This is a genomic window from Streptomyces sp. NPDC049954 (assembly GCF_040656295.1).
Taxonomy (GTDB): domain Bacteria; phylum Actinomycetota; class Actinomycetes; order Streptomycetales; family Streptomycetaceae; genus Streptomyces.
This window is the reverse complement of sequence record NZ_JBFALS010000024.1, coordinates 13,287-27,843: the sequence shown is the minus strand read 5'-3', so window position 1 is coordinate 27,843 and position 14,557 is coordinate 13,287. Positions and strand designations below refer to the sequence as shown.

Here is a 14,557-nt window from a genome sequence, read left to right as displayed (position 1 = left end):
GGTGTCAAGGGCGTTCCACCGGCGCGTCGGCCGGCCGGGCCTGCGGCGGACGGCCCGCCCCCGGCGGCTGCTGCTGCCCGGCCCGTACAGCGTGCTGCGCCGCCCCGGCCGGTGACACACCGTACGGAGAGGTGCCCGGCGGCCGATGGCCCGGCAGCCGGTAGTAGCCGCCCTCCAGCGGTTCGACCAGCCCGTCCGCGACCAGCCCGTCGAGCGCCCGGGCCCGCTGCACCGGCTCGTGCCACACCCGGTCCAGCGCGGACTGCGGTACGGCGTGGTGCGCCTCGCGCAGCACCGCGAGCAGCTTCCCGCGCACCTGCCGGTCGGTACCGGCGTACGTCTGCCCGCGCCGCGGCGGCCCCACGTGCTCGGGCTTCCCGGCCAGCAGCCACGCGCAGCGCGCGGCGAGCGGGCAGTGCCCGCAGTCCTCGTTCTTCGCGGTGCACACCAGGGCGCCCAGCTCCATGGAGGCGGCGGCCCAGCGGGCCGCCGTCGCCTCGTCCTCGGGCAGGACGGAGCGGGCGAGCCGGCGTTCGGCGGCCGTCGTCGCGTTCGGCGGGAAACGGTCACCGCTCACGGCGCGCGCCAGCACCCGCCGCACGTTGGTGTCGAGCACCGCGTGCCGCTGGCCGTACGCGAACGAGGCGACGGCGGCGGCCGTGTACTCGCCGATCCCGGGCAGCGCGAGCAACTGGGCGTGCTGGTCCGGTACGTCGCCGCCGTGCCGTTCCGTTATGGCGACGGCCGCGCCATGCAGCCGCAGCGCCCTGCGCGGGTAGCCGAGCCGGCCCCAGGCCCGCACCGCCTCCCCGGAGGGTTCCTTCGCGAGGTCGGCGGGGCGCGGCCAGCGGGCCATCCACTGTTCGTACACCGGCAGCACACGGCTGACCGGGGTCTGCTGGAGCATGAACTCGCTGACCATCACACCCCAGGCCCCCGCCTCGGGCCGCCGCCAGGGCAGGTCCCGGGCGTGCGCCTCGAACCAGGCGATGACGGGGGTGTGCAGCGAGCTGGAGTCCTGGGCGGGCGAGGGGGCGGGTACGGGCGCGGTCTTCGTCGGCAAAGTCATGGCGCTCCGATCCTGCCACGCCCCACCACCACGACGCCGCCGGGACACATCGCGCCGGGCCGTGAGCAGGGGCGACGCGGGGCGCGCGGGGGGCGCGCAGGGGGCGGACGAAACGGGTGGAAGCCCCGGCGGGGGAAGGGAGGAGGCCGGTGGAGGCTACGCGCGGCCTCTTCCCGGGGGTGCCCGGCTGCCGGATGCACCGCGCGTGCGGCGGGGCGTCCGCCCGCCGGCCACCGCAAGAGCCGGACGTTCGGCCGCCGGTCGCCGCCGCGAGGTGCTCGCGCTGGTGGGCGCGGGGCTGTCCCATCCCGAGATCGCGGCCCGGCTGGACCTGGTCGAGGGCACGGTGAAGGCGTACGTCAGCGTCGTACTGGAGCGCCTGGGGGTCCGTAACCGGGTGCGGGCCGCGATCGTCGCGTACGAGGCGGGGCTTCTGGCCGACTGAGGGGGCCCGGACCGAGGGTCAGGACTCAGCGCGCGTAGGGCGCGGCGTGCGCGGCGCGGCGTTCGCCCGGGCCCGCGAGCCACTGCGCGGGGCCGAAGGAGGAGGCGCGCATCGCGCTCGCCAGGGCCGCGAGCGGGCGGCTGCCGAGCTTCACCACCAGGATCGAGACCAGCGAGCCCAGGGCCAGGCCGACCGCCACGTCGTGCGGGTAGTGCACGCCGACGAACACCCGGGAGAAGGCCATCAGCAGCGCCATCGGCACCGTCAGCCAGGCGATCACCCGCCAGGCCAGCAGCAGGCCGACCGCCGCGCCGCCCGCGATCGTCGCGTGGTTGCTCGGGAAGGACCAGTCCCCGCGCACGGGGCACGCGATGAGCGAGACCGCGCCCTGCACCGCGCGGCACGGCCGCTCCTCGGTGATGCCCGACTTCGCGATCTCGCTGATGACGTACGCCACTCCGGTACCCAGCGGGGCCAGCACCGCGACGGCCAGCGCCATCGGGTCGCCGCGCCGCGCCCGCCACCACGCCACGAGGAACAGCACCGCGAACAGCAGCAGTCCGGCTTCCGTCCAGGCTTCGGCGACGTGCTGGAACCACCCCGGCGTGCGGTGGCCGAAGTTCACGATGTCGAGATAGAGGTCTGAGTCGACGCTGGTCATGCCATCCATGGTCGGGGACGCTACGCGGTGCTCCCGACCACGCGCGTCCCTCCCCGGTGCCGTCCGTACCCCTGTCGTTCGGCAGGGGTACACCCGCCGTTCGGCAGGGGCGTCGCCTTCGGGAGGTCTCGCCCACAGGGCATAGACGGGCAATACGGGGCGAATCGAGTGGTGGGGTGGGGTGTTGGTGTCGCGCCGGGGCCGCCGGTCGGTCACCGGGGGTGCGGGCGGCGCCGGCCGGGACCGGAATGATGATCCGCAAAAGTTGTACGCCAAGCGGCGGGTGGCGCCGGAAGCCGCGGTGATCTCTCGTAGAGTTTGCGCCGTGGGATCTATGCGTAATCCGGTCGGGCCGCTTCCCTCCAGTATCTACTGGCGACGGAGGGGGATTCTCGGCGTCGTCCTCCTGCTCGTCGTCCTGCTGGTCGTCTGGTTGCTGAGTCTCGGCGGCTCGGGCGGCGGCAAGAAGGACGGCGCGAGCGGGTCCAACGGCGGCCACCCCGCGCCCTCGTCCATCACCCCCGGCCCGGGCGACTCGGGTCCCGCCATCAGCCAACACCCGGGCGGGCGGGACGAGTCGGGCGATTCCGCCGGTTCCGGGGGCGGTTCGGGCGGCGACTCGGACGGCGGCCCGGGGGACGGCTCCTCGGCGGGCTCCGGTGCTTCCGGGGGCTCGGGGGACGCCAAGGGCTCCGGCGGGTCCGGCGATTCCGCCGGTTCCGGGGGCGACAGCGGTCAGGGCGGAGGCAGTTCGGGCGCGGCGGGCTCCGGCTCCGGCGCCTCCGGTGCCGTGGCCGGCGGTCCCGCGAACCTGCTCCCGGCCGGCTCCTCGCTCGCCGACTGCACCTCCTCCTCGGTCGAGTTGACGCTGCGCAGCAAGCACAACACGTACGAGCCCGACCAGAAGCCGGTCCTCCAACTGACCGTCAAGAACAGCTCGGGCAGCGCCTGCAAGGTCGACCTGGGCCCGCGCCGTACGGTCGTGACCATCGCGCTCACCGGCGAGGACAGCAGCTTCTGGGCCTCCGACGACTGCCCCGCCGCGGGCGGCGTGCTGCTGCGGGTGCCCGCGCACGACAGCGTCCGCTACGACGTCACCTGGGACCGCGAGGCGAGCGCCGGGCAGTGCGCGACTCCGAAGGCGAAGACGAAGACGGCCAGGCCCGGCACCTACCTCGTGGAGGCCAGGGCGCCGGGACTGCCGAAGGCCCGCACCTCGTTCCGCCTCGACAAGGACTGAGGCCGCGCGGCACAAAGGCAGGACAAAGGAGGAGGGGCGGGACCCGGATCGAACGGGTCCCGCCCCTCACACGTACCGCCTGCCGCCGTCTCCCGGCCGGGGCGGGTCAGACGTAGCGCTCCAGGATCGAGGACTCCGCGAGCCGCGACAGGCCCTCGCGGACGCTGCGGGCCCGGGCCTCGCCGACGCCGTCCACCGTCTGGAGGTCGTCCACGCTCGCCGCGAGCAGCTTCTGCAGACCGCCGAAGTGCTCCACGAGCCGGTCGATGATGGCGCCCGGCAGCCTCGGCACCTTCGCGAGCAGCCGGAAGCCGCGCGGGGAGACCGCCGAGTCCAGCGCCTCGGGCGAGCCCGTGTAGCCCAGGGCGCGGGCCACCACCGGCATCTCCAGCAACTCCGTGTGGGTCAGCGCGTTCAGCTCGGTCAGCGCCTCCTCCACGGTGCGGGAACGCTTCGCGGTCGGCTCGGGCACGTAGTCCCGCACGACCAGTTCGCGTTCCGGCTCGACCCCGGCGATCAGCTCGTCGAGCTGGAGCGCGAGCAGCCGCCCGTCGGTGCCCAGCTCGACCACGTACTCGGCGATCTCGGTCGCGATCCGCCGGACCATCTCCAGCCGCTGGGCGACCGCCGACACGTCGCGGACCGTCACCAGGTCCTCGATCTCCAGCGCCGAGAGCGTGCCCGCGACCTCGTCCAGACGCAGCTTGTACCGCTCCAGCGTCGCGAGGGCCTGGTTGGCGCGGGACAGGATCGCCGCCGAGTCCTCCATGACCCGGCGCTGCCCGTCCACGTACAGCGCGATGAGCCGCATCGACTGGCTCACCGAGACCACCGGGAAACCGACCTGCTTGGAGACGCGGTCGGCGGTGCGGTGCCGGGTGCCGGTCTCCTCGGTCGGGATCGTCGGGTCGGGCACGAACTGCACGCCCGCCCGCAGGATCTTGGTCAGGTCCTTGTCGAGGACGATGCCGCCGTCGAGTTTGCACAGCTCCCGCAGCCGGGTCGCGCTGAACTCGACGTCCAGGATGAACCCGCCCGTGCACATCGACTCGACGGTCTTGTCCCAGCCGAGCACGATGAGCCCGCCGGTGTTGCCCCGCAGAATGCGCTCCAGGCCGTCCCGCAGGGCGGTGCCCGGCGCGACCGCGCTCAGTGAGGCGCGCATCAGCCCATCGGAACGGGAACCGCCGCCCGATTTGCCGGGAGCCGCTCCCCGGTCGCCTGCTGCCACTGCATTCCTCCGGTCGCAGATCTACTGTGCCTCGGGTGCCCAGGAGCCAGTCACGGGTGCGGACGGAGAGCTGCCGGCGCTCGGCGACCTCCCGACTGGATCCGATGTCCGCACGGCGGACCAAGGACGGGACACGCGGACCGCACCGTGGGGGCTGGGCCGCCGACTGACCTGTGGACTTCCGTACGGACGGGCGAGACCAGGGCAAAGTCTACCGGCGCCGCCCCCGCCGGCGGCGGGGCCGGGGCCAGGCGCCCCGCAACCAGTACCGAAATGTCCCGAAGTGCCGAGGTGAGGTCCGACGTGCTGGGCGCGTGCGCGCCCCCTCGGCGCGGGGTGCGCGCCCCGCGTCACGAGTGCGCGGACTCACAACTCCTCGGTCCGGGGCTCGCGGGGCTCCCGGGCCGGGCGCGGGGCGCGGGAGCGGCCCCGGGGCAGGACGCGCAGCGCGTCGCCCATGTCCGCGACCTCGGTGACCCGCATCCCGGCGGGGACCTTGCCCGGGTCGGAGGGGACGAGGGCGTGGGTGAAGCCGAGCCGGTGCGCCTCGGAGAGCCGCCGCTGTACGCCGGTGACCCGCCGCACCTCGCCCGCGAGGCCCACCTCGCCGATCGCCACGAGGTTCTTCGGCAGCGGCACGTCGCTCGCCGCGCTCGCGAGGGCCAGCGCGATGGCGAGGTCGGCGGCCGGTTCTGACAGCTTCACGCCGCCCACCGTCGCGCTGTAGATGTCGCGTTTGCCGAGCGCGGTGATCCGGCCGCGCTGCTCCAGGACGGCGAGCATCATCGACACCCGGGAGGTCTCCAGGCCCGAGGTGGTGCGCCGGGGCGAGGGGATCTGCGAGTCGACGGTGAGCGCCTGCACCTCGGCGACCAGCGGACGCCGCCCCTCCAGAGTCACCGTCAGACACGTGCCCGGCACGGGCTCGTCGCGCCGGGTCAGGAACAGGCCCGAGGGGTCGGACACGCCGGTGATGCCCTCGTCGTGCAGTTCGAAGCAGCCCACCTCGTCGGTCGCGCCGTAGCGGTTCTTGACGCCGCGCACCAGCCGCAGCCGGGCGTGCCGGTCGCCCTCGAAGCTCAGCACCACGTCGACCAGGTGCTCCAGCAGCCGGGGGCCCGCGATCGCGCCGTCCTTCGTGACGTGCCCGACCAGCAGCGTCGCCATGCCGCGGTCCTTGGAGGCCCGGATGAGGGCGCCCGCCACCTCGCGCACCTGGGCCATGCCACCGGGCGCGCCGTCGATCTCCGGTGAGGCCACCGTCTGCACCGAGTCCAGGATCAGCAAGGAGGGCTTGACGGCGTCGAGATGGCCGAGGACGGCGGACAGGTCCGTCTCCGCCGCGAGGTACAGCTCGTCGTGCAGGGCGTGGATGCGGTCGGCCCGCAAGCGCACCTGGGAGGCGGACTCCTCGCCCGTGACGTAGAGCGTGCGGTGCTCGGGGCCGGCCGCCTTCGCCGCGACGTCCAGCAGCAGCGTCGACTTGCCCACGCCCGGCTCCCCGGCCAGCAGCACGACCGCGCCCGGCACCAGCCCGCCGCCCAGCACCCGGTCCAGCTCCGGGACGCCCGTGGAGCGCGCGGTGGCCTGCCGGCTGTCAACCTGGCCGATCGGCAGGGCCGAACTCGTGACCCGGCCGGGCGTCGTCGTCCGCACGGCGGGCGCGCCGTACTCGTCGACCGTCCCCCACGCCTGGCACTCGGGGCAGCGACCGAGCCACTTGGCCGTCTGCCAGCCGCACTCGGTACAGCGATAGGAAGGACGGTCTTTCGCGGACTTGGTACGGGCAGCCATGCCGTCACCGTAACGGGCGCCTCGGACAGCGCCGTACCGCGCGCCCGGGCCCGGTCGGCGCCGGGTGTGCGAGACCCGTGCGCGGGTCCGTGACAGCAGCGAAACCCTGTCCCCTTTCGAGTGATCTGTTCACCCGTAAGGATTAAAAGGGCTCAAGCTGGGTCAAGTGGTCGCGCGCGGGCGCCTACGGTCGCCGGGTGATGAGCAGCAGGACGGACCACGCCACGCGCACGCCCCGTGCACGCCGACGGCGCCCCGACGCCCCGTCCGGCCCGGACTCCGGGACCGGACGGGGGGCCGGGTCCGGGGCGGGCGCGGACCCGGCGGCCGACGTGGGCCCCGGCGCGGGCGAACAGCCCTTCTCCCGTCACCAGAACCCGCACGGGGACCGTGTCGGGGCCCCCGGCGCGGACGGGCACCGGAGCCCCGGGGGGGACCGGCCGGGAGGGCCGCGCGGCGACGTGCGCAAGGGCCGCTCCGAGGGCCGGCACGAGGGCCGTCACGAGGACTGGCTCGACGGGCTGTTCACCTACTGCCTGTCCGTGCTGTGCGACCACGACGCCGCCCTCGACGTCCTGCGCGAGGTCCTCGACCTGGCCGAACGCCGCCACACCCGCGCCCCCAAGGACGCGGACGACCTGTGCGCCTGGCTCTACGCGCTGGCCCGCTGGATCTGCCTGCGCCGCATGGCCGAGGACCGGCGGCTCCGGCACACGGCGAGCGCGACCGCACGGGCGGGCGGTCGCGCGGGCCGGTTGCCGGAGCCCGACGAGGAGACCGCGCACGCCCGGCGCCTCGAACTGGCCTCCCTGGCCTGGCCGGAGGCCGCGGGCACCAGCCCCGAGCAGCGCGAGGCCCTCGAACTCGCCGTCCGGCACGGGCTGAGCCCGCAGCAGGTCGCCTCCGTCGTCGGGCTGGCCCCGATCGCCGCGCGCGAACTGCTCGCGGCCGCCGCCTGCGAGGTCGAACGCACCCGCGCCGCCCTCGGGGTCGCGGCGACCGGCGGCTGCCCCGTCGCCATCCGGTACGCGGGCGACCGCCGTATCCCGCTCGGTGCCGCCCTGCGCGGGGAGCTCGTCCGGCACGTCGACGACTGCCCGCGCTGCCGCCGTACCGCGGAACGGGCGGGCGCGGGCGATCCGTGGCCGGGCACGGCGGTCACCCCCGACTCGCTGCCCGTGATCCCCGCCCCGAGGGCCGCGCTCGTCGCCCTCGCGAAGCTGCCCGTGCCCCGCCGCAAGGGCGCCGCCGCCCCGCGCTTCGACCGGGGCGGCTTCCCGATGGACCCCAAGGACCGGGCCGCGCGCCGCGAGCGGCTGCGCGCCCGCGCGGTGACGACGACGGTGGTCGCCACGGTCGTCGCCGCGCCCGTCTTCGCGCTCTGGGCCGCCTACCGGGGCGTCCCCTTCACCGACCACAGCCCCGAGGGCCGTCACGCGGTCACCGCACCGGACGCCGACGGCCGCGGCGGCCCGGGCCAAAACCGGTACGAGGACTCGGGCGGCGCCAAGGGCGGTGACGGCCGCCCGGGGCACCGGGCGGGCAAGGGAGCCAAGGGCGTGTCCGCCACCGTCATCGACCCGGGCGGGAAGCACGGCAAGGGGACGACGGGGCTGGCCGTGGCCGCCCGTACCAGCGGCGACACGACGTTCGTCACGCTCACCGCGAAAGGCGCGGGAGACATCCGCTGGACGCTCGCGAGCCGCGCCGCCTGGCTGAGCATCGGCCGCTCCTCGGGCCGGCTCGCACCGGGGGAGTCGGTCACCGTCCCGGTCCGCGTCGTACCCGACCGCACCCCGGAGCGTCCGTGGAGCGCGGCCGTCACCGTGGCCCCGACCGGCGCGCTGGTCCAGGTCAGCGGCCCGGGCCGGAGCAGGCCCGCACCCCCGCGTCCGCCGGCGGGCGGCAACGGCGCGGGGCACTCGACGGCCCCCACGCCGCAGGTGACCGACGAGGCCCCGCAGCCGCCCCCGGAACCCGAACCGCAGCCCAGCAGCCCCGAACCCGAGCCCACCGAACCGGCCGCCACACCCCCGCCCGACCCGCCGGTCACCGAGCCGACGACGGCGCCCACCGAGGAACCCGCCCCGGCCCAGGACGGCGCGGTCCGCAAGCACCGGCACCACTGAGGAGCCGGGGCGGCACCCGCCCACCGGACCGGCGCCGGGTCACTTCGCGGGGGGCCGTACCGGGTCCGCCGGGTGCGGGGCGACCAGCGGGAGCTGGGAGGCCAGCCGCGCCTCGCACAGTTCGACGAGCCGTTCGTAGCCCGCCTTGCCCATCAGCTCGATCAGCTCGGGCCGGTACGACACGTACACCGGATCGCCCGCGCCGTGCGCCGAGGTCGCCGAGGTGCACCACCAGTGCAGGTCGTGGCCGCCCGGGCCCCAGCCCCGCCGGTCGTACTCGCCGATGGACACCTGGAGGATCTGCGAGTCGTCGGGCCGCTCGATCCAGTCGTAGGTCCGGCGCACCGGGAGCTGCCAGCACACGTCCGGCTTGGTCTCCAGCGGCTCACGGCCCTCACGCAGCGCGAGGATGTGCAGGGAGCAGCCCGCGCCGCCCTCGAAACCGGGCCGGTTCTGGAAGATGCAGGAGCCGTTCCAGCGGCGGGTCTGCCGCTCGCCGTCGTTCTCGTCCTCCTGGACCCAGCCGCTGTCGGTGCCGACGTCGTGGTGCTGCCAGATGTCGGGGGTCAGCCGCTCGACGAAGCCGGCCACCCGCCGCTCGTCCTCCTCGTCGGAGAAGTGCGCGCCCAGCGTGCAGCAGCCGTCGTCGGCCCGGCCCGCCTGGATGCCCTGGCAGCCGCTGCCGAACACGCAGTTCCAGCGCGAGGTCAGCCAGGTCAGGTCGCAGCGGAACACCTGCTCCTCGTCGGCCGGGTCGGGGAACTCGGCCCAGGCGCGGGCGAAGTCGATCGGCTGCTCGTCGGACTCGGCGATCAGCGCCACCCGCGGCTCCTTGCCGGCGGCCTTCCGCTTCTTCCCGCCCGCCTGCTTCGGCCGCACCGCCTGCTGCCCGGTCCGCTGCTCGTCCTGCTTCCGCTTCCGCTTCTGCTGCGGCATGTCCGGCTCTGCGTCGCGCGGCATTTCTGCGGGCTTCGCCTTTTTCGTCTTCGGCACGGGGCCCAGCGTAAGCGCGCGGGGGCCCGCACCGGGAACGACGGCCCCGCGCGCCTCGCGGTAGTGCCGGGGGAGGCACGCGGGTCCGGGAGGCGCGCGGGGGCCGTCGACCGCGTCACCTTCGCGGGAACGCGGGCCCCGGGGCCCCGTGGCGGCAGTAACGTTCGCGTCCATGAGGCTCGGAGTTCTCGACGTCGGCTCGAACACGGTGCACCTGCTGGTGATGGACGCCCACCCCGGCGCCCGCCCGCTGCCCGCGCACTCCCACAAGGCGTACCTGCGGCTCGCCCAGCTCCTCGACGAGCGCGGCGCGATCGGCCCGGACGGCGTCGACGCCCTCGTCCGCACCGTCCACGAGGCGCTGCGGGCCGCCGAGGACAAGGGCGTCGAGGAGCTGCTGCCCTTCGCGACCTCCGCCGTGCGCGAGGCGGTCAACGCCGACGAGGTCCTGCACCGCGTCGAGACGGAGACCGGCGTACGGCTCGACGTCCTCAGCGGCGCCGACGAGGCCCGGCTCACCTTCCTCGCCGCGCGCCGCTGGTTCGGCTGGTCGGCGGGGCGCCTGCTGCTGCTCGACATAGGCGGCGGCTCCCTGGAGATCGCGTACGGCATGGACGAGGAGCCCGACACGGCGGTGTCGCTGCCGCTGGGCGCGGGCCGCCTCACCCACACCTGGCTGCCCGGCGACCCGCCCGCCCCGGAGAGCCTCCGGGAACTGCGCAAGCACGTACGCGCCGAGATCGGCCGCACCGTGGGCGACTTCGTCCGCCTCGGCCCGCCGGACCACGTCGTCGCCACCTCCAAGACCTTCCGGCAGCTCGCGCGGATCGGCGGCGCCGCCCGCTCCTCCGAGGGCGTCCACGTCCACCGCGAGCTCAAACGCCGCTCCCTGGAGGAGTGGGTCCCCCGGCTCGCCGCGATGAGCACACGGGAACGCGCGGAACTCCCGGGGGTCTCCGCCGACCGCGCCGGACAGCTCCTGGCGGGCGCGCTCGTCGCCGAGGGCGCGATGGACCTCCTGGGCGTGGAGAAGGCCGAGATCTGCCCCTGGGCCCTCAGGGAGGGCGTCATCATGCGCCGCCTCGCCCACCTGCCGACCGCGAGCGCGAAGCAGGCGACCGCGAGCCAGAGCAGCCCGTCCGGCGTTTGAGGACACGGAGGCCGCAGGCCGACGACGCCCGGGCCCCCAGGGCCCGGGCCCAGGGGTGTCCAACCGCACACCCCTCACAACCCCCCAGCTGAGCCCCCGGGCCGGCCCGCCCCGCCCCGCACCCCTGACCCCCGGTCCGCCCCCACGCCCTTACGCTGGTTCCGTGGCAGAACCAACCGTGCGCGTCCCGGATGCGAAGGTCGCCCTGTCGACGGCCTCGGTGTACCCGGAGTCGACGGCGACGGCCTTCGAGATCGCCGCGCGCCTCGGATACGACGGCGTGGAAGTCATGGTGTGGACCGATCCGGTCAGCCAGGACATCGAAGCGCTGCGCCGCCTCTCCGACCTGCACGGCGTCCCGGTGCTCGCCGTGCACGCCCCCTGCCTGCTGATCACGCAGCGCGTGTGGACCACCGACCCGTGGACGAAGCTCCAGCGGGCCGGGGCCGCCGCCGAGCGGCTCGGCGCCTCGGCCGTCGTCGTGCACCCGCCGTTCCGCTGGCAGCGGCAGTACTCCCGGGACTTCGTGAACGGGATCTGGCGGATGGCCGAGGAGACCGACGTCCGCTTCGCCGTCGAGAACATGTACCCGTGGCGCTACCGGGACCGGGAAATGCTCGCGTACGCGCCCGACTGGGACGTCACCAAGCACGACTACCGGCACTTCACCGTCGACCTGTCGCACACCGCGACCGCCCGCACCGACGCGAGCGACATGATCGCGCGCATGGGCGACCGCCTCGCCCACGTCCACCTCGCGGACGGTTCCGGCTCCGGCAAGGACGAGCACCTCGTCCCGGGGCGGGGCACCCAGCCCTGCGCGAAGACCCTGGAGAACCTCGCGGACTCCGGTTTCACCGGGCACGTCGTCATCGAGGTCAACACGCGCCGCGCCATGTCCAACGCGGAACGCGAGGCCGACCTCGCCGAGGCCCTCGCCTTCACCCGGCTCCACCTGGCCACGCGCCAGCGGGAGCCGGACCCGCAGCAGGCACGGAAACCTTGACGGGCCAGGGCCAGGGGCCCGTCGAAGCGTCCGGGGCGGGCTCCGGCTCCCGGCCCGGCTCCGGCTCCGGACCCGCCCCCGGCAGGCCCGCCCGCCGTCGCGGCCGCCCCCCGAAGACCGCCGCCGAGGACGGGCCGGGGGCCCGCGACCGTATCCTCGACGCCGCCCGCACCGTGTTCGCCGAGCGCGGCTACGACAAGACCTCGGTCCGGTCCATCGCCGCGCTCGCCGGGGTCGACGCCTCGCTCGTGCACCACTACTTCGGCACGAAGGACGAGGTGTTCGCGGCGGCGATCGAGGTGTCCTTCGAGCCCGCCGCCGGGCTGCCCGGGGCCCTCGCCCACGACCCCGGGCGGATCGGAGAGCGGCTGGCCCGCTACTTCCTCGGCGTGTGGGAGGACCCCGTCACCCGGGCCCCGCTGCTCGCGATCGTCCGCTCGGCGCTCACCCACGAGGCCGCCGCGAAGGTCCTGCGCGGATTCGTGCTGCGCCGGCTGCTGGAGCGCATCGCCCACGAACTCGACGTGCCCGACGCCCGGTTCCGCGCCGAACTCGCCGCCTCCCACATGGTCGGCATCGCCGTCCTGCGCTACGTCGTCCAGGTCGAGCCGATGGCCTCCGCCGACCCCGAGCACATCGTCGCGGCCGTCGCCCCCGCCCTCCAGCGCTACCTGACCGACCCGGAGCCGCAGGGACCGCTCCCGGCCCCCGGCGCCGGAGACTGAGGTCCGGCCGCCGAGGTAGCCGCGAGACCGCTCCCGGCCGCTCTCCGAACTCTGAGACGATTCCCGCACATCTGTCCCGGATTCCGGACGCCCTGTCCAGATCTTGGAGACGCGGCGTACGCTCGACCACAGTCACCCTGGCCGCACCGGAGCCCGGGACACCCGGAGAGGCCACGCGCCGACCCGGCGAAACCCTGGCCCCCATCTGTCTTACGAGGAGCGAGCGACGATGCCCGAGCTGAGGTCCCGCACTGTCACCCACGGCCGCAACATGGCGGGTGCGCGCGCCCTTATGCGGGCGTCGGGCGTAGCCAGTGAGGACATCGGCAAGCCCATCGTGGCGATCGCCAACTCCTTCACCGAGTTCGTGCCCGGCCACACCCACCTCCAGCCGGTCGGCCGGATCGTGTCCGAGGCGGTCAAGGCGGCGGGCGCGGTGCCCCGCGAGTTCAACACGATCGCCGTGGACGACGGCATCGCGATGGGCCACGGCGGCATGCTCTACTCGCTGCCCTCCCGCGACCTGATCGCCGACTCCGTCGAGTACATGGTCGAGGCGCACTGCGCCGACGCGCTGATCTGCATCTCCAACTGCGACAAGATCACCCCGGGCATGCTGATGGCCGCCCTGCGCCTCAACATCCCGACGGTCTTCGTCTCCGGCGGCCCGATGGAGGCCGGCAAGGCCACCCTGGTCGATGGCACGGTCCGCAAGCTCGACCTGGTCAACGCGATCAGCGACGCGGTCAACGAGGACGTCTCCGACGAGGACATCCTGCGCATCGAGGAGAACGCCTGCCCGACCTGCGGCTCCTGTTCCGGCATGTTCACCGCCAACTCGATGAACTGCCTGACCGAGGCCATCGGCCTGGCCCTGCCCGGCAACGGCTCGGTCCTCGCCACGCACACCGCCCGCAAGGCGCTGTACGAGAGGGCCGGCGAGACCGTCGTCGAGATCACCAAGCGGTACTACGAGGACGACGACGACTCGGTCCTGCCCCGCAACATCGCGACCCACGCGGCCTTCGAGAACGCCATGGCCCTGGACATCGCGATGGGCGGCTCGACCAACACGATCCTGCACCTGCTGGCCGCCGCCAAGGAGGCGGGGGCCGACTACGACCTGCACGACATCGACGCCGTCTCGCGCCGTGTGCCCTGCGTCGCGAAGGTCGCGCCGAACGTCGCCCCCACCACCACGTACTACATGGAGGACGTGCACCGGGCCGGCGGCATCCCCGCGATCCTCGGCGAGCTGTACCGGGGCGGACTGCTCAACGAGGACGTGCACACCGTGCACTCCCCCTCCATCAAGGACTGGCTGGAGCGCTGGGACATCCGCAGCGGCTCCACGGCCCCGGAGGCCGTCGAGCTGTGGCACGCGGCCCCCGGCTGCCGCCGTTCCGCCGAGGCCTTCTCCCAGTCGGAGCGCTGGGACACCCTCGACACGGACGCCGCGAACGGCTGCATCCGCGACGTGGCGCACGCCTACTCCCAGGACGGCGGCCTCGGTGTCCTGCGCGGCAACCTCGCGGTGGACGGCGCGGTCGTGAAGACCGCCGGGGTCGACGAGTCCATCTGGACCTTCGAGGGCCCGGCCGTCGTGTGCGAGTCGCAGGAGGAGGCCGTCGAGAAGATCCTCACCAAGCAGGTCACGCCCGGCGACGTCGTCGTGATCCGCTACGAGGGCCCCAAGGGCGGCCCCGGCATGCAGGAGATGCTGTACCCGACCTCGTTCCTCAAGGGCCGGGGCCTGGGCAAGGTGTGCGCGCTGGTCACCGACGGCCGCTTCTCCGGCGGCACTTCGGGCCTGTCCATCGGCCACGCCTCCCCGGAGGCCGCCTCGGGCGGCACGATCGCCCTGGTCGAGGACGGCGACCGCATCCGCATCGACATCCCGAACCGCTCGATGGAGCTGCTCGTGGACGACGAGACCCTCGCCGCCCGCCGCGCGGCCCTCGGCGGGGTCTACGCCCCGAAGAACCGCGAGCGCAAGGTGTCGGCGGCCCTGCGCGCCTACGCCGCCATGGCGACCAGCGCCGACCAGGGCGCGGTCCGCGACGTGACCCTCCTCGGCGGCTGAGGGCCGCCGTACCCTCGTCCGGCGCCGTGAC

10 protein-coding genes and 2 pseudogenes are annotated in these 14,557 nt (G+C 74.5%); 7 read left to right on the top strand and 5 right to left on the bottom strand.

Annotation, left to right across the window (positions count from 1 at the left end; all coding sequences use genetic code 11):
* Window positions 1-151: 151 nt before the first annotated feature.
* Window positions 152-1,069: pseudogene (locus tag AB0J21_RS32500) on the bottom strand (A/G-specific adenine glycosylase); the annotation flags it as partial.
* Window positions 1,070-1,337: 268 nt separating this feature from the next.
* Between AB0J21_RS32500 and AB0J21_RS32495 the strand changes: the two are divergent.
* A pseudogene (locus tag AB0J21_RS32495) lies at window positions 1,338-1,514 on the top strand (LuxR C-terminal-related transcriptional regulator); the annotation flags it as partial.
* A gap of 25 nt (window positions 1,515-1,539) precedes the next feature.
* On the opposite strand, the gene AB0J21_RS32490 reads toward AB0J21_RS32495, so the two are convergent.
* The gene (locus AB0J21_RS32490) at window positions 1,540-2,184 is read right to left on the bottom strand and encodes a phosphatase PAP2 family protein (RefSeq protein ID WP_363149751.1); all 645 of its coding nucleotides are present in this window, start codon (window positions 2,182-2,184) and stop codon (window positions 1,540-1,542) included.
* Window positions 2,185-2,500: 316 nt separating this feature from the next.
* Here AB0J21_RS32490 and AB0J21_RS32485 point away from each other — a divergent pair, with 316 nt between their 5' ends.
* A complete protein-coding gene (locus AB0J21_RS32485; RefSeq protein WP_363149750.1) occupies window positions 2,501-3,415 on the top strand; it encodes a hypothetical protein in 915 nt (304 codons plus the stop codon).
* Window positions 3,416-3,521: 106 nt separating this feature from the next.
* On the opposite strand, the gene disA is transcribed toward AB0J21_RS32485, so the two are convergent.
* Together disA and radA are read right to left on the bottom strand one after the other, a co-directional pair.
* Window positions 3,522-4,646, bottom strand: a complete 1,125-nt coding sequence (gene disA, locus AB0J21_RS32480) for a DNA integrity scanning diadenylate cyclase DisA (protein ID WP_363149749.1) — start codon at window positions 4,644-4,646, stop codon at window positions 3,522-3,524.
* Between the two features lie 366 nt (window positions 4,647-5,012).
* Complete coding sequence (gene radA / locus AB0J21_RS32475) at window positions 5,013-6,440, bottom strand: DNA repair protein RadA (RefSeq protein WP_363149748.1); 1,428 nt, start codon at window positions 6,438-6,440, stop codon at window positions 5,013-5,015.
* A 200-nt stretch (window positions 6,441-6,640) separates the two neighbouring features.
* On the opposite strand from radA, the gene AB0J21_RS32470 reads away from it, so the two are divergent.
* Window positions 6,641-8,569 (top strand): sigma-70 family RNA polymerase sigma factor, encoded by a 1,929-nt coding sequence (locus AB0J21_RS32470; protein WP_363149747.1) that lies wholly within the window; start codon window positions 6,641-6,643, stop codon window positions 8,567-8,569.
* Between the two features lie 39 nt (window positions 8,570-8,608).
* Here AB0J21_RS32470 and AB0J21_RS32465 read toward each other — a convergent pair whose 3' ends face one another.
* The gene (locus AB0J21_RS32465) at window positions 8,609-9,505 is read right to left on the bottom strand and encodes a hypothetical protein (protein WP_363149789.1); all 897 of its coding nucleotides are present in this window, start codon (window positions 9,503-9,505) and stop codon (window positions 8,609-8,611) included.
* Between the two features lie 229 nt (window positions 9,506-9,734).
* Between AB0J21_RS32465 and AB0J21_RS32460 the strand changes: the two genes are divergently transcribed.
* From AB0J21_RS32460 to ilvD, 4 genes are all read left to right on the top strand, one after another.
* Window positions 9,735-10,712, top strand: coding sequence for a Ppx/GppA phosphatase family protein (locus AB0J21_RS32460; protein ID WP_363149746.1), 978 nt, complete (start codon window positions 9,735-9,737; stop codon window positions 10,710-10,712).
* Between the two features lie 163 nt (window positions 10,713-10,875).
* Window positions 10,876-11,718, top strand: coding sequence for a sugar phosphate isomerase/epimerase (locus tag AB0J21_RS32455; protein WP_363149745.1), 843 nt, complete (start codon window positions 10,876-10,878; stop codon window positions 11,716-11,718).
* Entirely contained in the window at window positions 11,715-12,443 is a 729-nt protein-coding gene (locus AB0J21_RS32450; RefSeq protein ID WP_363149744.1) for a TetR family transcriptional regulator, read from the top strand. Before AB0J21_RS32455 ends, AB0J21_RS32450 begins: the two co-directional genes overlap by 4 nt.
* Before the next feature lie 229 nt (window positions 12,444-12,672).
* A complete protein-coding gene (gene ilvD / locus AB0J21_RS32445; protein WP_363149743.1) occupies window positions 12,673-14,526 on the top strand; it encodes a dihydroxy-acid dehydratase in 1,854 nt (617 codons plus the stop codon).
* Window positions 14,527-14,557: the final 31 nt, after the last annotated feature.

Bases quoted from the DNA above. Each gene is read 5' to 3' on its own strand.
- AB0J21_RS32460 (WP_363149746.1), top strand. From the start codon at position 9,735: ATGAGGCTCGGAGTTCTCGACGTCGGCTCGAACACGGTGCACCTGCTG.
- AB0J21_RS32465 (WP_363149789.1), bottom strand. From the start codon at position 9,505: ATGCCGCAGCAGAAGCGGAAGCGGAAGCAGGACGAGCAGCGGACCGGG.
- radA (WP_363149748.1), bottom strand. From the start codon at position 6,440: ATGGCTGCCCGTACCAAGTCCGCGAAAGACCGTCCTTCCTATCGCTGT.
- ilvD (WP_363149743.1), top strand. From the start codon at position 12,673: ATGCCCGAGCTGAGGTCCCGCACTGTCACCCACGGCCGCAACATGGCG.
- AB0J21_RS32470 (WP_363149747.1), top strand. From the start codon at position 6,641: ATGAGCAGCAGGACGGACCACGCCACGCGCACGCCCCGTGCACGCCGA.
- AB0J21_RS32490 (WP_363149751.1), bottom strand. From the start codon at position 2,184: ATGGATGGCATGACCAGCGTCGACTCAGACCTCTATCTCGACATCGTG.